Annotated in this window: 20 protein-coding genes; 9 read left to right on the top strand and 11 right to left on the bottom strand. The window is 49.6% G+C overall.

All coding sequences use genetic code 11. From position 1 onward, the window contains the following. Positions 1-127: 127 nt before the first annotated feature. Complete coding sequence (locus PN498_RS19455; protein ID WP_272064933.1) at positions 128-652, bottom strand: AAA family ATPase; 525 nt, start codon at positions 650-652, stop codon at positions 128-130. A 149-nt stretch (positions 653-801) separates the two neighbouring features. On the opposite strand from PN498_RS19455, the gene PN498_RS19460 reads away from it, so the two are divergent. After that, positions 802-1,365 carry a hypothetical protein gene (locus tag PN498_RS19460; protein ID WP_272064934.1) on the top strand — a complete coding sequence of 188 codons (564 nt, stop codon included), beginning with the start codon at positions 802-804 and terminating at the stop codon, positions 1,363-1,365. 86 nt (positions 1,366-1,451) lie between these two features. Here PN498_RS19460 and PN498_RS19465 read toward each other — a convergent pair whose 3' ends face one another. Together PN498_RS19465 and PN498_RS19470 are read right to left on the bottom strand one after the other, a co-directional pair. Further along, on the bottom strand, positions 1,452-2,069 hold the full coding sequence (locus PN498_RS19465) for an ExbD/TolR family protein (RefSeq protein ID WP_272064936.1): 618 nt from the start codon (positions 2,067-2,069) through the stop codon (positions 1,452-1,454). Then, the gene (locus tag PN498_RS19470) at positions 2,059-2,745 is read right to left on the bottom strand and encodes a MotA/TolQ/ExbB proton channel family protein (protein ID WP_272064938.1); all 687 of its coding nucleotides are present in this window, start codon (positions 2,743-2,745) and stop codon (positions 2,059-2,061) included. Before PN498_RS19470 ends, PN498_RS19465 begins: the two co-directional genes overlap by 11 nt. Positions 2,746-3,024: 279 nt before the next feature. On the opposite strand from PN498_RS19470, the gene PN498_RS19475 reads away from it, so the two are divergent. Further along, the gene (locus PN498_RS19475) at positions 3,025-3,309 is read left to right on the top strand and encodes a hypothetical protein (RefSeq protein WP_272064939.1); all 285 of its coding nucleotides are present in this window, start codon (positions 3,025-3,027) and stop codon (positions 3,307-3,309) included. Between the two features lie 208 nt (positions 3,310-3,517). Here PN498_RS19475 and recJ read toward each other — a convergent pair whose 3' ends face one another. Next, entirely contained in the window at positions 3,518-5,869 is a 2,352-nt protein-coding gene (gene recJ / locus PN498_RS19480; RefSeq protein ID WP_272064940.1) for a single-stranded-DNA-specific exonuclease RecJ, read from the bottom strand. Positions 5,870-6,212: 343 nt separating this feature from the next. On the opposite strand from recJ, the gene PN498_RS19485 reads away from it, so the two are divergent. Next, positions 6,213-6,527, top strand: a complete 315-nt coding sequence (locus PN498_RS19485) for a DUF6679 family protein (RefSeq protein ID WP_272064942.1) — start codon at positions 6,213-6,215, stop codon at positions 6,525-6,527. Positions 6,528-6,809: 282 nt separating this feature from the next. On the opposite strand, the gene PN498_RS19490 is transcribed toward PN498_RS19485, so the two are convergent. Beyond that, on the bottom strand, positions 6,810-8,489 hold the full coding sequence (locus tag PN498_RS19490; RefSeq protein WP_272064944.1) for an MBL fold metallo-hydrolase: 1,680 nt from the start codon (positions 8,487-8,489) through the stop codon (positions 6,810-6,812). Between the two features lie 245 nt (positions 8,490-8,734). After that, on the bottom strand, positions 8,735-8,857 hold the full coding sequence (locus PN498_RS19495; RefSeq protein ID WP_272064945.1) for a hypothetical protein: 123 nt from the start codon (positions 8,855-8,857) through the stop codon (positions 8,735-8,737). 441 nt (positions 8,858-9,298) lie between these two features. On the opposite strand from PN498_RS19495, the gene PN498_RS19500 reads away from it, so the two are divergent. Then, on the top strand, positions 9,299-9,826 hold the full coding sequence (locus PN498_RS19500) for a hypothetical protein (RefSeq protein ID WP_272064946.1): 528 nt from the start codon (positions 9,299-9,301) through the stop codon (positions 9,824-9,826). A 62-nt stretch (positions 9,827-9,888) separates the two neighbouring features. Here PN498_RS19500 and PN498_RS19505 read toward each other — a convergent pair whose 3' ends face one another. Then, a complete protein-coding gene (locus PN498_RS19505) occupies positions 9,889-10,335 on the bottom strand; it encodes an SRPBCC family protein (RefSeq protein WP_272064947.1) in 447 nt (148 codons plus the stop codon). Positions 10,336-10,701: 366 nt separating this feature from the next. Between PN498_RS19505 and PN498_RS19510 the strand changes: the two genes are divergently transcribed. The 5 genes from PN498_RS19510 to PN498_RS19530 all read left to right on the top strand — a co-directional run bounded on the left by PN498_RS19510 (position 10,702) and on the right by PN498_RS19530 (position 18,041). After that, positions 10,702-12,363, top strand: coding sequence for a mechanosensitive ion channel (locus tag PN498_RS19510; RefSeq protein WP_272064949.1), 1,662 nt, complete (start codon positions 10,702-10,704; stop codon positions 12,361-12,363). A gap of 360 nt (positions 12,364-12,723) precedes the next feature. Continuing rightward, positions 12,724-12,942 carry a hypothetical protein gene (locus PN498_RS19515; RefSeq protein ID WP_334312271.1) on the top strand — a complete coding sequence of 73 codons (219 nt, stop codon included), beginning with the start codon at positions 12,724-12,726 and terminating at the stop codon, positions 12,940-12,942. Between the two features lie 9 nt (positions 12,943-12,951). After that, a complete protein-coding gene (gene ppk1, locus PN498_RS19520) occupies positions 12,952-15,081 on the top strand; it encodes a polyphosphate kinase 1 (protein WP_272064950.1) in 2,130 nt (709 codons plus the stop codon). A 284-nt stretch (positions 15,082-15,365) separates the two neighbouring features. After that, a complete protein-coding gene (locus tag PN498_RS19525) occupies positions 15,366-16,382 on the top strand; it encodes a sulfotransferase family protein (RefSeq protein ID WP_272064951.1) in 1,017 nt (338 codons plus the stop codon). A 255-nt stretch (positions 16,383-16,637) separates the two neighbouring features. Continuing rightward, positions 16,638-18,041, top strand: coding sequence for a flippase (locus PN498_RS19530; protein WP_272064953.1), 1,404 nt, complete (start codon positions 16,638-16,640; stop codon positions 18,039-18,041). A gap of 172 nt (positions 18,042-18,213) precedes the next feature. On the opposite strand, the gene PN498_RS19535 is transcribed toward PN498_RS19530, so the two are convergent. From PN498_RS19535 to PN498_RS19550, 4 genes are all read right to left on the bottom strand, one after another. Next, the gene (locus PN498_RS19535) at positions 18,214-18,993 is read right to left on the bottom strand and encodes a sulfite exporter TauE/SafE family protein (protein WP_272064955.1); all 780 of its coding nucleotides are present in this window, start codon (positions 18,991-18,993) and stop codon (positions 18,214-18,216) included. Between the two features lie 18 nt (positions 18,994-19,011). After that, positions 19,012-19,338, bottom strand: coding sequence for a hypothetical protein (locus PN498_RS19540; RefSeq protein ID WP_272064957.1), 327 nt, complete (start codon positions 19,336-19,338; stop codon positions 19,012-19,014). Between the two features lie 28 nt (positions 19,339-19,366). Further along, on the bottom strand, positions 19,367-20,572 hold the full coding sequence (gene nagA, locus PN498_RS19545; protein WP_272064958.1) for an N-acetylglucosamine-6-phosphate deacetylase: 1,206 nt from the start codon (positions 20,570-20,572) through the stop codon (positions 19,367-19,369). A 232-nt stretch (positions 20,573-20,804) separates the two neighbouring features. After that, on the bottom strand, positions 20,805-21,992 hold the full coding sequence (locus PN498_RS19550) for a glycosyltransferase family 4 protein (RefSeq protein WP_272064960.1): 1,188 nt from the start codon (positions 21,990-21,992) through the stop codon (positions 20,805-20,807). Between the last annotated feature and the right edge of the window lie 100 nt (positions 21,993-22,092).

Here is a 22,092-nt window from a genome sequence, read left to right on the forward strand (position 1 = left end):
TTTTCCACAGGATGTCCATAGGCACAACCGGAACAAGTCCACCCCACTCCCTCACTCCTTACTCCCTAGCCCCTTACTCCCCTACGCCCGCTTCACCCACCCCATACATACACAACAGCCCTATCGCTTAAAAGCAAAGCCTGTAAACCGCATCAAACCCCTCGTCACAGTGAGGTGGAGCACCAACAAGATGGCGATTCATACCATGAATAATATCGGGGGGCACCTGCCGCGATCGCTGCTGGTTTCTCACCAAACAGAGCGCCATAGGCACATCAAACCAAACGGCGACGACCCGAGTAAATCCAGCGGTGCGAGCTGTCTCTATCACCTTCCGTCGTCCCCGCCGTTGCGAATTTGTAGCGTCGTAGATGGCCCCAGCCCAAACCCCCTGCTGAACCTGCAACACCGAGTGGTGAAACTGCTGGACAACACAGTGCCAAACCTCCATCCAGGGACCTTGTACAGCTTCACCGCCAAATAACTTGGCGCGGATTTGGTCAGTTGAGATGATCTGAAAGGGGCGCTCAAATTCGTTGAAGTGTTTGGCCCACGTGGATTTTCCACTGCCGGGTAAACCAATCAATAGCCAGAGAGGAAGGTTGGGCGACTGTGCTTGGGTAACGTTACGAGGTTTGAGCGGGTGAGCCATAGACTTGTCCCCTCATTGGTGAACAGCTTTGATGGATGTTCTATCAATTTTTGGTCAACTTCAGTCGTTTTTGCAGGACTTCGTGCGTCAAAAGAGTCTAAGCAAGCTATTTTGTTTAGTACGGAAATACGTCGCTTGAGGTGAGGGAGATGGGTCGTTGGCAGATGGGCAAAGCTTGGAGATTGGTGTTCGCAACCGCAATTATTACCGTTGCAATATCACCGCGATCGCTCCATGCCCAAAATCGAAATTCCCCTCCCCCACTCTCCCAGGTCATTCATTCCTTTAATATCGAGCGCCCCGAAGCCACTGCTTATGCGGTTTGGAATGAGGGTCGTGTCCAACAGCACGAAGTTTGGTTCCGGGTTTTAGGTGGAGATGCCGACTATCAGCAGCGCCTCAGAGTCTTCAAGGAACAAGCGCCTCCCCGCTCGCCTGATACCTTGCCTCCGGTCTCAGAAATTGTCTATGAAATGGAGAACAATCGCACTTCCGACTGGTTCTACTTAGGCACTGAGAACGAGTTTTTTACCTACTACTTCGATGGTGACAACCGACCCGATGGAGCACAAATTTGGGATCATTCTAAAGCGGTGCGAGTCAGAAAGACAGCCTACAACAACGGCGATTTGTATGAGATCAGTTTTGAAGATCTCAACACGCTCGACGACTACAACGATTTGGAAATCGAGGTTGTATTAATCCGCCGATAGCCTCGCACAACACGCCAGAAGAAGGCTCAATGCCTTTTATGTGAGTCAGACGGCATTGAGACCTTCTTCGCCCGTAATCTCAAGCCCTACTCGCCCAACTCCTCACCTTCCGAGGGTAGAGCAGGTAAGGGTTCGGAGGGAGCTGTTTGATCGAGACCCTCCAGCAGCGGATCGTTGTCTGATGGCAAGGGAGTGAGGTCAAGCAGGCTATCGTCAGCCCCTGGCTGTTGGAGACCTTCAAGCCCTGGAATTTGAGAATCTAAGGATTCTCCAGGAAGGGTGGCAAGGGCAACGCGATCGCCTCCCACTGACCTCAGCAAATCCAACACTCGAATCACGTCTTCGTAGCGGGCATCGCGCGAAGCATAAAGCACAATTAGTCCCTGAGGAGAAATTTGGCGATGCTGAAGCAGCACGTCGTAGAGCAAATCGGTGCTAACGGGCTGCTGATCGAGATAAATCTGGCCGATGGCATCGACGCTGACATACAACCGTTCTCGTTGAATAGCTTCTGCGCCTAGGCCTTGAGGGGGTAATGGACTGCCCGTGTCGGCATTCGGCAAATCAAGATCGATCGCTTGCTGACGGGTTAAACCCACTGCCGCCAGAATAAAAAACGTCAGAATACAGAAAATAACGTCGATGAGCGGGATAATCTCAATTCTGACGTCTTCTGCTGGAGCATCCAGAATATCAACTTTCATTGCTTGTAGGGACCTCTACTGGAGGCTTAGGAGGAACTTTAGCTCTGCGCCGACTGGCGGACCAAGCCTGACGATACAACAACTCTAGCTCACTGCCAGACTGCCGAAAAACTTTGGCTTGCCCAAAGATAAATCCTTGAAACAGACGATAAAAGGCTAAGCTCACAATTGCCAGCACCAGCCCAGCAGCAGTGCTAATCAGCGCCTCACCAATTCCCAGCACCGTGCCTGACGTGCTGTCACTTGCTAAATCAGACAGCCTGATAGACCCCAGTGAATTGATCAGACCCCAAACGGTTCCTAACAGCCCTAACATGGGAGACAAGGCAATCACTGCTTCAAGGACTTTCTCTCCTTTCCGCATCACAGTGAGTTCTTCGTCAGCAGAGGTCTCCAGGGCTAGGCGAAATACCTCGGGATCAGGTCTGTCTAGGGACAGTGCGGAATATAAAAAACGGCCCATTGGCAACTTGTTAGAGCGCTGAGCAATCTCGCTAGCAGCTGACCATTCTCGACGGGCAGCCTCTAAGACGCGGCCTGAAACTTCTCGCTCTTTAGTCAAAATGCGAGACCAAAACCAGATACGGTCAATGATGGTGCCCAATGCCAGAACTGACAAAAATAGCAGCGGCCACATAGCAATACCGCCACGGGCAAACAGTTCTGTGATATTCACAAGGCTCCTCCTGGGTCATGACTACAGACAGTGATTTGGCAGTCCATAGTATTGCAGATTCCGGGTTGCGATCGCCCCTATCCGTAACAGCATTCACAAACAGGGCAATCCAATTTTAGAGAGTCTTGGGTCATTTGATGAGCGATTTCGTCCTTTTCCCAATATCGATTTCTTTCATAGATACAATCAGTCGCGTGCTTTGAACGCTTGAGATGTCGTCGCTAAGGTATGAACAACCACCACTTAAGAGCCGTCTAAAGCGGCCACAAGGAGGATTCGATGGTTTGCCCAAACGATACTCAAGTCCGTCAGAATCTAGAAGCGCTTTATCAAAAGTCGCCTGCTGTTCCCATCCACAAGCAGTTCATCGGTTTCTTTAAGCAAATTGGTGCGGCTATTGTTTCTGAGTTGACCCGCGATCGCAACGAACCCCGAATTTCCAAGTTCTACGATTTGGAAGGCCATGTCTTCTGGCACATATTTGACCCGCTTACTCAACAACGTTTCCTCTGCGTGTCTGAAACGGAAGTTCGTGAGTGGCTGGAACGTCGCTATCGCGAGTAAGTCGTTACCGCTTTAGCCATCTTGCACGGTGTCCATCTCAAGGTTGTGAGTCACTCTAGATCTGGCAGCTGAGCCGAGGTTAACTACTTTGGCTCCCTGCCCTCTACCTCTCACACAGAGATTTAGCTCTCAAACTCTTCTGTTACTCCCTTTACATCCTTATCGCGAACTCAGGTCACTTTAGCGATATCCATCTATTGGGGCTGCCTTAATGCGGCTCTCCTGCGATGGGCAACGTCCCCAACACCTGCTTCAGGGTGTCAGTGGAAACCTCAGCAAAATACTGACGGCGAAAAGATTCCTCTTGGATAGCCGAGAGGAATGGCCGTGCAGCGAGTTCATAATTTTCCGGCGCGATGGTTGTTGACCTAAGGGTAAACCTAACCTGGTCGTTCTGTTGGTCAACATCGTAACCTAGCTGTTCAAGGACTCTGAGGCCGATTTGTAGCGTACGATCGCTGATCTCCACTTTTTCCGCTATCACCCCTGTGGGACGGCTTTCACCTGTTCGCGCCAAATATTTGGCAATCCCTAACAGCTGTTGCCATTGGGTTTCTGGTGCCAGTGGTTGAGGAGAGGCATAGGCTAACGTCAATGTGTTTGCAGGTTGACGGTAAGGGGCGAAGTCAGACCAGTCCGTGGGACATGTCAGCATGGCAGGCGGAGTGATCGCACCAGGTTCGGCATCACGCTGATCGATGAGTCGCCGTTCTACGCGCTCAGCTATGGGTAAAGCCATTGAGGATCCAGCCTCAACCTTAATGGGTTGCAGGTCGATGAGGCGGGCTTCGTACCGCTTCTTGTAGGTGTTGACATCTAGTTCAATAACCAGGTTGTAGCGGCCCTCCGGCAAGTCAGAACGACGATGTCCCCACCAATGCCCTGGAAAAGTAACTTCAGTCCTGGGATCAACAATGTCGAAGGCCAGCTTGTAATAGCGCTGTTTGCCACCTCGCCGATCTTTCAAGGTCGTTTCCCAAAGGTTGGTGACTTGAATGTCGCTCAGCAACAGTCGAGGAACCGGATTTCCCATACCGTATGGTTCGAGAAACTTCAGCGCTCTAAACAGCTCTTTGCCCAGATCAGCAACAGAGACCTCTAAGTCAATGTTTAGTGGTGGAGCTGTTGTTAGATCTGCCATAGGGAACTGCGATCGCACAGCTCGATTCAAGCCCTCTGCAAACAGTGGCAGGTTTGTTACCGGTAAGCTCATTCCTGCGGCCAAGGGATGTCCGCCAAAGCTGGTCAGTAAATGAGCCTGCGTTTTGACCAATTCGTACAGATCGATCTGATTGACGGAACGAGCTGACCCTCTAGCCATGAGAGGTTGTCCATCCTTAGCCGTCGTCTCGGTTTGAAATAAAATAGTAGGCCGTCCGTGCTGCTGAGCGATTTGACTGGCAACAAGCCCCAAAACACCCGGCGACCACTGGGGATCGCTAAGAATAATGACCTGTGTCGTACTGAGGTCCAAAGCAGCTAGCTGAGCAGTGGCCTGTCGCATCACACTGGCCTGAAGGTCCTTACGACGGGTGTTGGCGAGTTCAGCCTCCAAAGCTAGCTTTTCGGCCTGGGGGCGATCGCGGCTCGTCAGCAATTCCACCCCAAAACTGGCATTGCCGTGAATACGACTGACTGCGTTAATCCGGGGACCAATGCCAAAGGCGATATCGGAGGGGCGATCGCCCGTTCGCTTACAAAATTCCAGTAGCTTAGCAATACCGGGGCGCACGCCGAGCTTGGCCTGAGTCTCTAACCGTTTCAGGCCAACTTGAGTCAGATATCGACAGTCTCCTCGTAGCGCCACCAGATCAGCAATCAGGCCAATCGCCACTAGGTCTAGTACGGTTTCTAAGGGCTGCTGAGGCACCTCCGGCAGTTGGTCATACAGGGCTTCCAAGAGCTTGTAGGCAACCGCAACGCCCGAAAGGTGAGCCAGGGGATGATCGGATGGCAGCTGACGGGGATTAATCAGCGCAATTAGGGGTGGGCGTGTTTCTGGCAGCGTATGGTGATCGGTGACGATGACGTCCATACCAAGGGTCTCAGCATAGACCAGTTCCTCATGGGCCGTACTGCCGGTATCACAGGTGACGATCAGCGTGCAGCCCCAGTCCGCGAGTTCCTTGAGTCCACTCATAGAAAGGCCATGAGATTCCGTGAATCGATTGGGGACGTAGTAGCGGAGATGTGTGTTGGGCGCAAAGAACTGCCCTAACCCCTCCCAAAGGACAGCGGTCGCAGTGAGACCATCGGCGTCAAAGTCTCCCCAAATCGCAACTTTCTCGGCGTTTTTGTAGGCTTGAGCAAGGCGAGCGATCGCCCATTTCATGTCATCACCCAACGCTAGTGGTGAAGCAGGCACATAGTGTGTGCTATCCAGAAACCCTTGAATCGCTTCAAGGTGACGCCATCCACGCTGCCAAAGTAAACGGCCAACAAGAGCCGCAAATGTATTTCCCATGCCAATCTCATTGGCCCACTGCCCAAACCTGTGTAGCCATGCAGCAGGCGGAATATCATGGGGTGGAGAACACCATTGAAAATGCGGATAGGTCATACCGGTCGGGCGATCGCTCTTCTCTATTGTGATGGACTATTTCGCGATCGTCTCACTGGCCTTGCGATCAACTCAGTTCACGAGGCTCCAGCCAAAACCGTCTTGATTACCAGATATCAGACGCTACATATTTATAAGGTTTTTACGCCACATTGTCGCTTCCGCTTATAGACTGGAGGGAGTCGTATACCGTGTGATGAAGCTCAACTATATAGAAGTCGCTTGCAAGATGAATGGGTAGCCTCAGAAGGTGGCATTCATTGAGAAGCCATTCTTGCTCAAGCCAATTCTGACATGATTCAGAATTAGCTCGTTTAATATCACTATTGAGGAGTAGCGTTTCATGCTTCACCGCAAGATTTATCAACTTTGCTGTGAGGGTAAAGAAGTCTGGATTTTCTTACGGGATCAACAGCGCTGGCTGGAGCGAGCCACAATTTTAGACATTGAGGGCGATCTGGTGACAGTCCGCTATGAGACCGACGAAGAGGATGAAATATGCTCCTGGGAAGAAATGATTCGTCTGGAGAGTATCGGTTCAGTGATGCAGCGCTTGGCTGCGGTGCCACGGGGAGAATTTGATTTTCCCCTTGCCGAAGATTGTCCCGATACTGAACAAGTTTCCGATCCGCATAGCCACGAATCCAATCCCGATTAGTATAGGCAACGTTTTCCAAGGTGAGTCCTCAATTCGTCATCGAACGCTTTGAGGACTCACCTTGTCGCGATTCACCACAGACTCAGCTTCAAGTCATTCTTTTGACCACTGTTATAGCTTTAGCCGTCTAGCCTTATGCACCCAATAACATCTAGGTGCTGAGCGCATAGCCAGATAGATTGACGCCTTGTCCTAACTGAGCTGGTAACAGCGATAGGTGGGATCAAGCGTTAATTCAGGACTCTGGAGCTTAGTTTATAGACTGTTTAGTTCCCTTCCCGACTAGCTAGAGCTAGCTTGGGCGTCTTGTTTTGACAAAAATTCGGGGCAGTAACCCTCCGCTGCAACCGGAAAGCCATACATGGGCGAAATGGGATTGTTGCAGCGAGGCTGACGCCAATAAGAGCAATTGAAGCAACACTGAACATCAGTGTTCATAATGGCTGGGGAGGTTGTTTGCCGCAGCAGTGATTGTTGAGTAATCCCTCGAATAATCAAATCGTTCCCCTGCCAGCGGATTTGAACAACACCTGTATCCGCCAGACGATTCCAGCGGGGATCTTCTTGGATTTCTGGGGGAAGCATGACCGCCATACCCTCATCGGTGTCGACAACCTCACCTTCGAAAATAGTATCGGGGGCAGCGGGTTGTAGGAAAGTTTTACCAATCGGAAACTCAAGCACTTGACGAGCAGACGGCAGGTGGAGCTTATAGCGGCTTTGCAAATCTTCTAAGCTAGCAAGGTCTGCTAAAAAGCCTGGTGAGCCGTGGACGAAGGCTACATGGTGAGGTCGCAAATTGTGAATTAATTGCGTGGTTCCTGCACCGTCGCTATGAGCACTCAGGAGATAAGTGTCCAGGTGAGCCTGCCCGTCTTCAAACTCCTGGCCTAGCCTTTGTAGCCATTCCAAAGTCGGTGAGGAATATTGAACGCTCTGATCCAGTCCCGCGTTGACAACTCTGTTAGCCAGGTCGTCGGGCAAGAAAATCCGCCAGGGAACATCCCCCCATTGCACCAATTCGCTGAGGTCAGCATCTTGGTAACCCAAAACGATTGTGGGATGGCCCGGTGTTGAGGGCAGTTGTTCCGGGAGCCGCTTGATGCGAGGCAAAATGCGATCGTCCCAGAATAGAGGCTGATGACGAGCAAAATTCTGAACGTTACTCGGCAAATGGGGCAGGAGTTCCAGATAGATGTCACAAGCCTCGGCAACCCAAGGATCAACCCAAACCGTTAAATCCTGACCTGTGAAATGATGGTGACTACGCAACAGCATCAACAGTTCTTGCCCTAATCCCATCCGGGGAACAGGCAGCAAAATGTTGTGTCCGGCTGCGATCGCCTGCTTGATTTGGTCGGCCAGTCGATTTTCTTGTTGACGGCGGTGGGGATAGCGTGCTGTGCCATTACTGCCTTCCACGACTAGAACATCGGGTTTTAAGCCGCGCAGTTCATCCAGAGGGAGTCCCTCCACTAGCCGCGAGTTGGATAGGAAAAAGTCGCCGGTGTAGAAAAGACTGCTTTTTTGTTCCGGCTGGTCATAGGTCAACAAAATACAGGCGGCGCCCGGCAGATGACCAGCCGGCCAAAGCTTTGCCGTTAGCCCCTGGGCAAGCTCGATGGAATGTCGCCAGGGTAGTCGCTGACAAAAGTCTGCACCATTGGGTAAAGCTATCTGGGGCCAGTTAAGCGGCAGTAAATCAGCCGTTGCTTCGCTGCAATAGATCGGAAGATCGGGCCAGTTCTGATGAAGCGCTAGGAGCGATCGCGCATGGTCAGAATGGGCATGGGTACAAAAGACAAAATCGACGGGAGCATCCGCAGCATTCTCTTCCTGTAATGTATCCAAAGACGCCAGACCACAATCCAACATCACTCGATAAGGGCCAATCTGTGTCTGAAGGCAAATTCCTTCGTCAGAATGCCCGACCCCGTAGGGTAAACAAGATAGTTCGCTCACCGGTCTCCTATCTGATGCCCAGATAATTCAAAGCAGCAAGCCATTTCAAACTTGCCGGGTAGATGATTTTAAATCAAAAAAGTCCGACACAAAAGTACGCTATGGGCTGTTCATAAAGCCCATTCATTCAATTGAAGGGATTAATGAAGAATGATATTAGTGTGGACGCTGAAATAGGCCCCTGATCCCAGGTGGGCGATCGCGTTATACAATTCCACGCCTTTGAGTGTCGACTTGCGGGTTCGTTAGTGAGCCGAACCATTGCCGTGATAATTATCCGTGTCGTAGAAACCGTTGCGAGTGCCAAAAAACAGAGTTGCCACGACAAAAACAGCTGTTAATACGAGTAAAACTGCTTTGATATCCATTAGACGAATGCCTTATCCTTAGAAACCATTTGATCAAGCGATCTAACTTTGAAAACGCCTATCACCACGTTTTCAGTTCAACTAACTACAACCTATCGCAAAGATCCTACCAAGGCACTTCCGCAAACTGGTGAACCTTAATATTGCATTTGCAAATACACCCGATTGCATCACTTGTGGGAAACCCATACATAAGACATCCTTTGTAACAGAGCTGTAGAGATTCGCTAAGGTAATAAGTCAGAGCTTCAGAGGTTCATTAGTCTTGACCACGATCCCTCGATACGTGACGTTGGTAATGTCCCCTCTGTGTCTCTCAGTCAAAAAGTTTGGGTGTTGTGCAGACTGTCTGCCATCAGGGTGCATATAGCCTATCCCACATCATCAACAGCGGTGGAAAGCTTTTTGGCAAAGGCCTTAGCAGTTGAGTTGTTGAAAGTCATGACGTCGAAGCCTTCAGAGCGAACTGCCCAAGCAGAAGCTTTTTTTGCCGCCGGACAGCTTGCCTTTGAACGAGGGAACTATCGAGATGCTGTCATCGCCTTTGAAGAAGGAAATCGACTGGCCGGTGGAGCGACGCTGTTGGGGGGAAGCATCCAGCTCTGGCTAATGAACGCCTATTCTGCAGCAGGCAGACATCAGGATGCCGTTGTCCTTGGTGAGAAATTGGCTAAACATCCTGATCGAGATGTTCGTAAGCAGAGTCGGCGTGTCCTGGAAATCCTACAGGCTCCTCGGCTCAACCGTCGTGCTGATTGGCTTACCCCAATTCCTGATTTCAGCGAACTCGCTGAGAACGAAAGCGCTTTAGGTCAATATTCGACCTCTGTTACCAAACCGCGTCCCGCCCCCAAACCAGAAGCTCAACCTGAGAATCTAAGTCAGATGAATACCCGTGAGAATGGCTTTCTCTGGGTTGCGATCGCCCTTCTCGTGCTGATGCTGAGCGGAGCATGGTTGCTTCAGTGAAGACGGTGCACTCTTGTCGGAATTTGCAACCCTTGGTGCGACATGATTCCAAGGTGCCATGTCTATTGCCGTTCGGCGACCTGTTTCAGGCGCTTGAGCTGGGCTTCCATATCTTGTTTTGTCCACGCTGCTGCAAAGGTATTAAACCCGAATGAGATCAGCGGGTTGGGGATCGTGAATTCAAAGCGGTTTAGCAGCAGTGTGCCGGATGGGTTGGGCTGACATTCCCAGCGATCGCGCCCTGAAAAAAATCCTTTGAACTCCCATACGATCAAGCCGGGCGCTCTTTCCACCACAGTGCTCATCAACGCGGGTGTCAGAACGGGAATTTGGACCATAAACCGACTTTTGCCTCCCAGGTCTGTATTCCAAGTGTCATCTACGGGTTCACATTTGAGAGCTGGGTTGAGCCAACGGTGCATGAGGGTGCGATCAACGATGCATTTTTCGACTGTCGTCGCGCTGGCCCTGATTTGGATAGATTGCTCAAACACTTTGGGACTGGACATCGTTTCGTTTCGCTAAGGTGGAGTGATCTAGAGAATTCATTATAAGAACAATAAAAAACTTTCGGTAGATCTTAAAAGCCATACGTTGAGGCACTTTCAGCCTTTTCAGATACCTCTACTTCGACATCGCAATGTGCGCTCCATCAAAATTTTCTATCCAATGAAAGCCTTCTGGGGTTGTGTTAAGGGTAATTTCACGTAACTATAGCTGCGTAAGCAAACCCGATAGTGTGGGTCAAACAGACTGTAAATCACGGTCGAATCTGCCAGAAATTATCGGGAAATCGTACCTTAGCAACCACGATGGTCAGTCTTCCTAACTCACCTGTGACTACATGGGTGTCTACCTCTTTGGAGGCACCTTCTATGATGGCTCAAGTCAACACGGCTCCTTTAGAGAATTTTGTTGACGAGATGAGCCGCACCTTGGGTTCGTTTTTGCCTAGCCTCATATGGGCGATCATTATTTTGATCGTGGGATGGGTTGTGGCGACAGTTGCAGCGTCTCTCATCAAGAACCTGCTTAAAAGAACGAATTTAGATGACCGTCTCGCCAATATGATCATGGGGCGAGATACCAATCGCGATACGCCTGTTGAACAGTGGGTTGCCACCGCTGTCTACTGGATTATCTTAGTTTTCACGCTGGTAGCTTTTTTGAATGCCCTCAATTTAGAGGTCGTTTCTGAGCCACTCAATGATTTTCTGCGAGAGATTTTCCAGTATTTGCCTCGCATTGGCGGAGCGCTCGTTTTGTTGGGAGTTGCCTGGGCGATCGCGACAATCGTCAAAGTCTTGGTTACTCAGGGATTAGCGCGATTCAACTTGGATGATCGTCTATCACAGCAGATGGGGGGTGAGCGTAGCCCTGTCATGCTTAACGAAACAGTTGGAAATATCCTCTATTGGTTCATTTTCCTGCTGTTTGTTCCTCTTATTCTGAGCGCGTTGGACCTCCCTGGTCTACTCGCTCCAATTGAGTCTTTAATCGATCAGTTCCTCACTGCTATTCCTCGGATTCTGATGGCGGCGATCATTCTAGTGGTTGGCTGGTTCATCGCTCGGATTGTCCGTGACATTGTGACCAATCTCTTGCAGGCTACTCAGATTGACCAGCTTGGGGAACGCTTCGGGCTGTCCTCGACAAGTACTCGGCCAACGGCTCCGACGGGCACAACTAGCACAACTATTGGTGCAGCTGATGTCTCAACAACGCCTAGCACGGACACCGATAGTGGATTGTCGCTATCCAAGCTAGTCGGCACCATCGTCTTTGTCTCAATTCTCATTTCTGCGGTTATAGCCGCTCTTAATGAGTTAGATATTGACGCAATTTCTGGTCCGGCCATTTCAATGCTGGAGCAGATTCTGGCAACCATCCCGCAGATTATAATGGCGGGTGTCGTGTTGGCCGTGGCCTATGTTGTTGGTCAATTTGTGTCTGATTTAGTCACCAGCCTGCTTAGAGCCGCTGGATTCGACAACATCTTTAATGCTCTGGGATTACCAGAACTTTCTGCACAAACGTCTCAGACAGTGATTGATGCTGAGGGGCGTCCGACCACACGGGTTGCACCAGCAGGCCGTTCTCCATCAGAGATCGCAGGTTTGGTGGCTTTGGTTGGTATTGTCCTGTTTGGTGCCATCACGGCAACTGAAATTCTCGGGTTTGAAACGCTAACAGCAACGGTTCAAGCCATTCTCAGGATTTTTGCTCGTGTCTTGAGTGGCTTGGTTGTATTCGCTATTGGTTTGTACTTTGCTAACTTGGCTTTCCGCCTGATTAGCAATATGGGGGGCGGTCAGGCCAATTTCTTAGCTCAAGCGGCTCGCATTGCCATCATTACTCTGGTGGGAGCTATGGGGCTGCAACAGATGGGTGTCGCGACGGACATTGTGAATCTGGCGTTTGGTCTATTGCTGGGTGCCTTTGCCGTTGCGATCGCGATCGCCTTCGGTCTCGGTGGACGCGATATTGCTTCTGAGCAAGTTCGCGAATGGCTAAATGCCTTCAAACGGAAGCAGTAGACCTTTTATGGCGGTTTCCCTAAAGGCAGTTCCCTTTCTCGCTAAGGCGATAAAACTGACGAGAGAGTCTACCACTCGTTGTATTGAATCTGGGTTCACCAGGTTGCTGATGTCAATGAGGCAAGTTGTGGCTAAGTCATTCAGGCTCGTGCACCAATAGCATCTGGGTGCTGAGGGCATAGCCGATGGCTTGCCGTCTTGTCCTGACGGAACTGCCAAGGCTGCATCTCCCATTTATTGGCCTTTGGCGATATTGGGTCATCTCAATCACCTTCACTGTTGCGACAGCGGAGGTGATTTTGTGATTCAGGGGATAGGCAGCTATAGTAAACAACACCTCATTTCACAGGCATTCTGATCGTGGCAAATGACATGAACAGTGACGATATTGCTCGTTATGTTGAACAAACCGATAGTCTGTCCAAACCCTGGATTTTGATTCAATGGCGATTGCAGAAGCTGAAGGAACAGAAATCTGAAATGGATCCTGAGGTATATGTGCAAGAGCTAGCACGTCTGCATCAATCCCTCATGAATTTGGGAGAGTGGTGGGTGGGTAGAGAGGATGAGGTATTTTGAGGGGGCTATATGTTGCCACCATCAGGCCATTTGGCGAGTGGGCACACACCACGACTGTTTGATCGAGAGTTGAGCTGGATTGCATTTAATCGCCGTTTGCTTTATGAGGTTGCAGATAGCGCACAGCCCATCTTGGATCGCCTGCTCAAGCTCTCTCAGGCTTCTGCAGCTTTAGATGAATACTTCATGGTCAAGGTGCCGTTTCTCAAGGGGTTGCATGGACCCTTGACAGGTGCTCCAGATGCCGCCCCTTTTCGGCATATTCACGCCTATCTCAAAGTATTAGTGGCGCGGCAACAAGCTCATTTTGTTTCCAACCTCAAACCTCATCTAGCTCAGCAAGATATCCACCTGCTGGACTACGGCGAGTTAAGCGATTTTCAAATTAAGCATTGTCAACATCGGTTTGAAGATGAAGTTGCGCCTATTTTGACGGCTTTGACAACATCGCCAGAAGAGGTAACACCTGATTTTTCGAACCTCAGCTTGAATTTGGCGGTGTGCCTAGAGTTGCATGGACAAAAGCAGCTGAGTTGGGTCAAGCTACCCCGCGTGCTATCGCGCTTCATGATCTTTCCCAAGGTATCAACAGAGGAGGGTTGGGTAGCCGTTCCTTTAGAACAGGTTGTTGCTGCTTACTTGCCAAAAATCTTCCCGACTTACACCTTTCTGGGTTGCTTTCCGTTTCGAGTCACTCGCAGCGCTGACCTAGGAACCCTCGACTCTGAAACAGCCAACCTGATGGAAATGATTCAGGAGAGTTTACAACAGCGGCAGCAACAACAGCAGGCCGTGAGGCTAGAGGTTTTACAGTCTATGCCGGCTTGGGTGCGATCGCATCTCATGGCACATCTCAATCTCATACCGGAGGATACCTACAGTCTCAGTGGCTGTCTTGGCCTCAGCGATTTGAAGGAATTGACTCGTTTGCCGCGACCAGACTTGCGTTCTCCCAACTGGAAACCTGTCGTACCTATGGTGTTGACGTCCTCTGCCAGACCCTCACTACGGTCCTTCACGTCAGGGCTACCAAACGTTTCCGAAAACCTATTTGCGCAGATTGCTAAGCGCGATCTACTGCTGCATTTCCCATATCACTCCTTTGCTGCGACGGTCGAACAATTTATTGCCCAAGCAGCTGTTGACCCCTCGGTCCTAGCGATCAAGATGACGCTGTATCGCACAGCGATTGATGCCCCCATTGTGCGATCACTCATTACGGCAGCGAAAGCAGAAAAGCAGGTTGTCGTCTTAGTTGAACTCACAGCGCCCTTGGATGAAGCGATTAATATTCATTGGGCCAAAAGCTTAGAAAAAGCAGGTGCCCATGTGGTCTATGGGGTTGTGGGTTTTAGAACGCATACAAACCTCGCGCTAATTGTCCGCCAAGAAGCTGAGCATATTCGTCAGTACGCTTACATCGGCACGGGAGATTATTTACCGGATCGGCCTGAGCCTTATGCAGACCTAGGACTCTTGACCAGCCGTTCTGAGGTGGGCATCGATCTCAACCATCTTTTTAATTTCCTTACCGGATGCTCTCGCCATGTTGATTACACAACGCTGATGGTGGCACCTGAAAAGCTAAGAGCACAACTCAAGGATTTAATTGCACGGGAAGCTCAACACGCTCAGGCAGGCCGAGCCGCACGATTGATTGTGAAACTGAATTTGCTGGCTGACCCTGATTTGATCGAAGCTCTGTACGCTGCTTCGCAGGCTGGCGTAGAAATTGACTTGATTGTGCGCGGTATTTGCCGTCTCCGTCCTGGCGTGGAGGGAATGAGCGATCGCATTCAAGTGGTCAGCGTTTTAGGTCAGTATGTTGAGCACAGTCGCACCCTCTATTGCTGCAATGGGAACAAACCTGAAGCGTGGATTGGCACGGCTGACTGGACCCCTCGTGGATTAGATGAACGCATCGAAGTAATGGTCCCTCTCAAAGAGAGTGAACTGATTGTCAGCGTCTACCAACAGCTGGAATGCCTCCTGGCAGACAATCAAAACAGTTGGCGATTGAGCCCCACGGGTCAGTACATCAAACAGCATCCCCCTTTAGACGAACCCATGTTATCCGCACAAGCACAGTTTCAGCATCAAGCCCGCAGTCGAAAACAGATTTCACAGGTCCCTAACTAGCAGCAACTCCAATGTAATGCTTGTGTGCATTCACTATCGATTCCTATATTTTTTTGGGAAACTTATTGATAAGTAGGCTGCTGTGAGTATTTTTAGGAAGGGGTCTGAGGCGGTGCCCTTAAGTGGGAGTGCCTAACTCTCTAAACGTCCCAAACATGCTTGGTTAATTCATAGGAGTCTACTTAGTACTAAATACAGGTGTGTAGCAAAAGGCAGAAAACATAAATGCCGATTTTGCGTCTTGGAAAAACTTTTATTGATAGGTTTTCTGCAAACGCCACATTATGAACTCAGCTTATAATCCTTTCTTCATCGTTGGTTGCCCTCGTTCTGGAACAACCTTATTACAGGTTCTCCTAGACTCTCATCCCCATGTCTGTATCCCACCAGAGAGTTTTATCTTCACCCGCTTTTCAGATATTTTTCAAACCTATGGCGATCTTCAAGACAGCAAAAATCTCAAGATGCTCATTGAGGACTTGTTGACAGACGAACGTATCAAAGAATGGAAAATTCAAGCATCTCCTAGTGAGGTCCTGAATTCGGTTCCTGAATCGTCAGTCCAAGGTGCCATTACGGCACTATTCGAGACCTATGCTCGACAGGAGAAAAAGTCCTTTTGGGGTGATAAGACTCCACAGCATACATTTAATTTGGACGAAATCAAAAAAGTTTTTCCTGAAGCAAAAATCATCCATTTGGTGCGCGACGGTAGAGACGTTGCTGAATCCCTGAACAGAGTTTACTTAGGTCCTAAAAGTATCTATAAAATTGCCAAATACTGGAATGCTTATATTTCAGCATTTCGAGAGTTCAAAAAGAACCATTGTGAAAAAGATTTTATAGAAATTCAATATGAGGATTTGACCATCGACCCTAATACTCAAGTTCAACGTATTTTTAGCTTTCTAAACATTGACGCAACAGAAATCAATTTTCAGCAAGCCAAGAATACAGACAGGAAAGAACAGTATCACGGTATGGCAATTCACCATCAGGCAGTGACGGAGCCTGTTTCCAGAAAAAAGGTCGGTGTTTTTAAGACTACTTTTTCTGAGCGGCAAATAGCCATTTTTGAAACGATCGCAGGTGATTCTCTGGAAGCCTATGGTTATCCTCTCGTGTCATCTAAGACAGTTGAAGTCGGTCCCTTCGAACGGATTAAATTCTTTTGGCAAGATTATGTTGTCCGCTATGCTCGTAAGTTCTTAGGGGTGAAATCCTTTTTGCTGCTGCTCGAACAGCTTCGCCTAGCTATCCAGCTACAGATTCGAAAATTTCTAAGATCCTTTCGCTATTGATGGCAGTTACTCACGACAATACTTGTTGCCATCGCTGTAGACCTATGCTTAGAACAGTTGTAGCGGCCTACATTTGAGTCAAGCACACGCCATTCCTATTCTTATTCCCTACTCCCCTAAGACACTGAGATGGACTTAACCAAGCTGCACAGGGTGATAAGAAGACTAAAGCGACTACTGTGTATGACATTGAGTCATCCTTCTGTGTTTGTCTTTTTACCTTTTGCTATCAATAAAGCCTGAAAAATTGTTGTCATGAGATTATTATCACGCTTTGATTTATCTTATGTTTACGCATTTCTAGGTGAAGCGACTCTCGCCCTCAATTTCGTTCTCTACATCTTCATTGCTCGCATCCTAGGGCCAGAACAGTTTGGGATCTTTGCCGCCGCGATCGCTCTTGCGGGCATCCTTTCACTCTTCATCCAGTTTGGACTACCCCGCTTTACGAACCGTGAGATTGCTGCTCAGCCTGAAACCGCAACTCGATCAATTGCTCTATTTCTGTTAGTCGAATGCTTGACATCGCTAGCGGTACTGATTGTATTTCTTCCCTTTGCGCTGGTATTTGGTTATCGAGAAAAGGTTTTAGCAGTCTACTATTTGGCATTGATAGCCGAAGTCGGACGAGCCGTCATTCTGACATTGCGCAATGCGATCAAAGGGCTAGGCTGGTTTCGTTCCGAGAGCATCGTCGTTTTTATTGAACGAACGGTTGTTTTTTTACTCGCTGCTCTGGTTCTGTTTAGAACTCAAAACTTAGTTCTAGTGATTAGCGCGATGGCGATCGCTAGAGTCGCCTTTAGCCTTAGTCTCCTGTTTTATCTCAGCCGAAAAGTGAGAGTTTTCTCACCAATTCGTTGGGCAAAAATCATTACAACGATCAAGGCAGCCTATCCCTTCGCTATCTCAGGTGTATTGTGGATTCTGTACTATCAGGTTGATATTGTGATGTTGGAGGCATTATCAACCAAGGCAGAAACAGGGTTTTATAGTGCTTCTTATCGAGTTTTAGAAATATTTTCAGCTTTGCCAAGGGTTATTTTCTACGTTATTTTTACGCGCTTAGCTAAATATCAAGTCAGCGCGCCTGAACGACTTTCAGAGCAGCTGTATAAAGCCACTCGGCTATTATTACTTACAGTTATCCCCCTGGTTTTCTTGGCAGGCACTTTTCAAACCAACCTGATACAAGCTCTTTATAGTGACGAGTTCACGCGATCCATTCAGTCGCTTTCAATCTTGCTGCCTAGCTTAGCCGTCAAGGTATTCGGAACGATTTCGGAGCAGTTTTTACAGGCTACGGGTAAGGAGCGCAAAGTACCGAGGATTTTGATGGCTGCCGCACTTTCTAATGTTGTTGTAAATGCTGTTTTAATTCCTCGATTTGCATCCGTTGGGGCTGCGATCGCAACGCTACTCAGCGAATGCATTATGGCAACATTTGGCCTGAGAATTTTAGCTCAGACTGGCTATAGCCGAGCCAGCCTTAACATTGTCCTCATTGCTATACTCAGCTTTTTCATCACTACCATTCCCACCCTAATTCTCTATGGTTTATCTCCCCTCATTGGCGGGGTTTTGGCCCTTCCCTGTATCGCTTTGCTGCTCTATCGTATGAAGCCTAGCTACTTCAAAGAATCCAGTGCTGATGTTTAGTCCTATAGCCATCCCAGATGATTTCTAGGGATAAGCAGGCGTGATCCAAATACAGCGGTGTGCACGTGAAGCAAGTACACTCTGTTCCCCGTCACCGACTCCTTGTTCCCTTAAGAACTTGACGGCCATAAGCAACATGAGTCAGGCCGTAGGATCACCACAATCCGCAATATCAAGTTGCCTGATACTGAAAGGCTTTCCAGAGCGTGTAGAGAATTAAGACAACAAGCAGCCCTCGAAATAATAGACTCACGAGCTGATCCGGCAGCTTCGGTAACGTTCGACTGCTGAGACGGGCGCTCAAAGCCCCTCCTGCACCCAAAATGAGACCGGCTATCCAGATCACGTTTCCTTGTGTAGCGTGACCAATGGTAGAGGCGATGGCCGTCATCACCACCACTCCCAGACTGGTTTGAATGGCGCGTTTGATGGGGTCTCCTAGCAGTAGCATCTGCAAAGGCACCATGATGACGCCGCCGCCAACCCCCAGCAGTCCTGCCATGAAGCCGGCGATCGCCCCCGTCAAAACCCTTGCGAGTTTGGGGTTGACCTTTTGACTCTCGGCTGTCGGGGTTTCTTGGCTAGCTAATTGTTTGCGTAAACCAACCAGGAAAATATTCACTGCCAAGAGGATCGCGAAAGCAATCAGCAACAGCTGAGGAGACAAGCTGCTAGCGAGTAGAACCCCCAACTGAACCATGACGACTGCGGGCAGACCAAGCCAGAGAACTCGCTCCGGATCGAGGTACCCCATCCGCCAGTTTTGCCAACTTCCTGATAGTGAATTGATGATGATTGCCAGACTGCTGGTCGCAACGGCCTGAATCGGTTCATAACCGAGTGCTAATAAAATGGGCACCATGACGGTCCCGCCGCCAATGCCTAAAAGCCCTGCCAGTGCTCCAGCAAAAACGCCTGACAGGAGTAGGGCAATCCATTGAGCAACCGCCACAGAGACCTCAGAATTCGCTTATCGGTAATTATCGGGCAAATCGAAGCACTGCATGGGCACACTGGCTAGATTGTTGACCGCTTCATAGGCCCAATGAAACGGCAGAACATCTGAAAAAGCGGATGGAAATTGTCCTGGTGGGCAGTTCAGAGTTTGAGTGTTATCCGCAGAAGGTTCAAACTCTTCCTCTTCAACCTGAATGGGTAACGCCTCTGAGGGAGAGTCTGCTTCAGAGGTTGGCGGCGCGGTAACTCCCTCAGTAACTTGAGCCAGGGCTGTTGTCGGAGATAACAGGCCCACAAGGCCCACAATTCCAGCAGAAAAAGTCAGGTGGGATAAGCGCATAACAGATTAACAGGATTACGTTCTGCCTTTACCTTAGCGCTGACCTGACAAAACTGAAGCCGGGGGTTAGAAGGATTTCGGTATCAGATGAAGGGTTGAAAGTGAAGAGCTGTCCTTGGTCCACGACCCCAATAATCTCAAAATCGTCGCTGAAGATAGCTAGATTAGCGATATGGTGAGCAGCCAACTGTCCCAAATAGTGGTCTACTCTAATGGCTTTAGCTGGGTAGAGGGTTGCCATCCGCAAGGCTTCTTCCAAAGCAATGCCCACAAAACGCACGCAGTTGGCGATCGCCTCAATCATCGTCAAAGCCGATCCGCCCAGTGTGCCTTCGGCGGATAGACACTTGCCGTCCTGATAGTAGACGGTTTGGCCGCCAATCTCAAAGGATTCCATTTGGGTTCCGGCAGGAGGGGTGGCATCAGTTACCAAAAATAGGCGATCGCCTTTCAACTGTTGAGCAAGGGCAATGGACGCAAAATGAACATGGTGGCCGTCAGCGATAATGCCCGCATAGACATTAGGCTGTTGGAGAGCTGCGCCGACCATGCCGGGACTCCGGCTCTGCCAAGGCGACATGGCGTTAAACAAATGCGTCACCATGCCAACGCCCGCGTCAAACCCAGATAACGCTTGCTCATAATTAGCGTTGGTATGACCCGCCGAAACAACAATTCCCGCTGCCGTTAGAGTCTGAATCGCTTCATCAGAGACTCTTTCGGGAGCCAGAGTGATCAGTTTGACGGTATCTGAGCCAGCGTGAGCGATCGCCTCAATCATGGCGACATCAGGCGATCGCACGTAGTCACCGTTATGAATCCCCTTGCGCTTGGGATTGAGATAGGGGCCTTCTAGATGCAGCCCTAGAACCCGATTGGGATATTGCTGCCGATAGGCTTGAACGACCGACATCGCAGCCTGCATGTCTGCGTCAGGTGCCGTAATTAGGGTCGGGAGAAAGCTCGTCGTCCCACTTCTCAAGTTGGTTTGATGCAGTCTGTCCAATGTACTGGGTGCGATCGCGTCGTTGAACATCACGCCACCGCACCCGTTCAATTGCAGATCAACAAAGCCTGGAGCAACATTCAATCCTTGCAAGTCAATGCATGGACAATCCTGGGTTACAGCCGCAGAGGGCAAAATGTCGTGAATATGGTCTCCCTGAATGACCAGCGCATGGTCCTGCAACACTTGTGTTCCGGTGTAAAGCTTGCCGTTTGTCAGAGCGAACATTGAAGTCTCCTAGCCATGTCGAAAGCTGCGCACTCGCATCATGACAGGTTTTGGAATCAGTCCTCTTGTGTCATTGGCACAAGACGATAAAGCTTATCTGCCTTGGTTTTGAATTTTGAATTTCGCGTAGCGGTACTAGGTGGAGACGTACAATTCACAATTCACAAAGAGAGAAAATCCTTGCAGTTGTTACGTCAATATCCGTTGTGGCAGCTATAAAAATTATGGTTCGCTAAAAAATCTCTGATAGCTTCTTGGATTCTTGGACAACGTTGAACTCGGCGACCACCTTGTCGTGTCCTGCTTTGCCAAACTGATTTCGCAGTGCTGCATCATTCACTAGCATTTTCAGGCCATCCGCTAGGGCGACGGTATCGCCAGGAGGAACGAGCCAGCCACTTTCATTGTGAGTGACCAGTTCAGGGACTCCGGCTATGCGGGTGGTGAGCACGGGGACACCCGCTGCCATTGCCTCCATGAGGACGACAGGAACACCCTCCGCAAAACTGGGTAGGACGAAGATATCAGCGGTTTGCAGATACTCTCGCACTTCCGTCTGGGACTTGTAGCCAACGAAATCGATGCGATCGCTGAGGTCAAGTTCTTGAGCGATCGCCTCAATGTCAGAACGCTCTCCACCGTCACCGACAACGGTTAACTTGAGATCAGGCAGCTGATCTTTGAGTTTGTCCATCGCTTCAAACAGAACGGGTAAGCCTTTCATTGCGGCCAAGCGACCGACATATAGAAGATGGTTTCCTTGACCTTCATGCTGTTTGGGTTGGAACAGATCGGGTTCAACACCACAGTGGATAATGCGCAGCTTCGACCAGTGGTCTGGAGAAACAAACAGCATTCCCTGACTGCGACAAAAGTGGCTAATACAGGAAACAAAAGACGCCTGCCGAATTTTTTCATCTAGCCGCCAGCGATGAGGCTCAAAGAAAATATGAGGTCCATGCATCGTGAAGCTGAAGGTGCCACCACCGATTTTCGCCGCCAACATCGCAACCGTGCAGCTAGAGTTCGCGATGTGGTTATGGAGATGAGAGATGTCCTGCTGCCGGAGTTTGTGTGCTAGAACAACGGCTTCCAGGAAATAGAAAAGCTGGAATAGCCCGCCTTTAAAGCCTGGCTGAGAGGTTTGCCAGGCTAACTTGATTCCCTGCCAGTAATTCCGGGGGCTTCGCAGTGCACAAATTAGATGACACCAGATCAAAAACAACGGATTTAGGGGCAGCAGGTAATGAGTTCTAGCCCGTTCTGCTTTTTGCTCCGCACCGACCAAATGCTCCTCACTAGGCTTGCGAATAGAAAAGGTCTCTACCGCCATTCCGTGTTTTCGAAGATTGGAAACCTCTCGTTGAATAAACGTATCGGTCGCACGAGGATACTCACCAGTCAGATAAGCAATTTTCATAGCGAATATGTTTAGAGGGAGTTTGGAAATGGGAGATGGTCACAGGCGTGCACACTACATACCCTACGGTCGAAGTTCGAAAACACCATCAAGGTATAGG

The organism is Oscillatoria sp. CS-180, assembly GCF_028330965.1.
Classification (GTDB): domain Bacteria; phylum Cyanobacteriota; class Cyanobacteriia; order Phormidesmidales; family Phormidesmidaceae; genus Halomicronema.

Coding starts and splice junctions, on each gene's coding strand:
- PN498_RS19455 (WP_272064933.1), bottom strand. CDS start 652: ATGGCTCACCCGCTCAAACCTCGTAACGTTACCCAAGCACAGTCGCCC.
- PN498_RS19460 (WP_272064934.1), top strand. CDS start 802: ATGGGTCGTTGGCAGATGGGCAAAGCTTGGAGATTGGTGTTCGCAACC.
- PN498_RS19465 (WP_272064936.1), bottom strand. CDS start 2,069: ATGAAAGTTGATATTCTGGATGCTCCAGCAGAAGACGTCAGAATTGAG.
- PN498_RS19475 (WP_272064939.1), top strand. CDS start 3,025: ATGGTTTGCCCAAACGATACTCAAGTCCGTCAGAATCTAGAAGCGCTT.
- recJ (WP_272064940.1), bottom strand. CDS start 5,869: ATGACCTATCCGCATTTTCAATGGTGTTCTCCACCCCATGATATTCCG.
- PN498_RS19485 (WP_272064942.1), top strand. CDS start 6,213: ATGCTTCACCGCAAGATTTATCAACTTTGCTGTGAGGGTAAAGAAGTC.
- PN498_RS19495 (WP_272064945.1), bottom strand. CDS start 8,857: ATGGATATCAAAGCAGTTTTACTCGTATTAACAGCTGTTTTTGTCGTG.
- PN498_RS19500 (WP_272064946.1), top strand. CDS start 9,299: ATGACGTCGAAGCCTTCAGAGCGAACTGCCCAAGCAGAAGCTTTTTTT.
- PN498_RS19505 (WP_272064947.1), bottom strand. CDS start 10,335: ATGTCCAGTCCCAAAGTGTTTGAGCAATCTATCCAAATCAGGGCCAGC.
- PN498_RS19510 (WP_272064949.1), top strand. CDS start 10,702: ATGATGGCTCAAGTCAACACGGCTCCTTTAGAGAATTTTGTTGACGAG.
- ppk1 (WP_272064950.1), top strand. CDS start 12,952: ATGTTGCCACCATCAGGCCATTTGGCGAGTGGGCACACACCACGACTG.
- PN498_RS19525 (WP_272064951.1), top strand. CDS start 15,366: ATGAACTCAGCTTATAATCCTTTCTTCATCGTTGGTTGCCCTCGTTCT.
- PN498_RS19530 (WP_272064953.1), top strand. CDS start 16,638: ATGAGATTATTATCACGCTTTGATTTATCTTATGTTTACGCATTTCTA.
- PN498_RS19540 (WP_272064957.1), bottom strand. CDS start 19,338: ATGCGCTTATCCCACCTGACTTTTTCTGCTGGAATTGTGGGCCTTGTG.
- nagA (WP_272064958.1), bottom strand. CDS start 20,572: ATGTTCGCTCTGACAAACGGCAAGCTTTACACCGGAACACAAGTGTTG.
- PN498_RS19550 (WP_272064960.1), bottom strand. CDS start 21,992: ATGAAAATTGCTTATCTGACTGGTGAGTATCCTCGTGCGACCGATACG.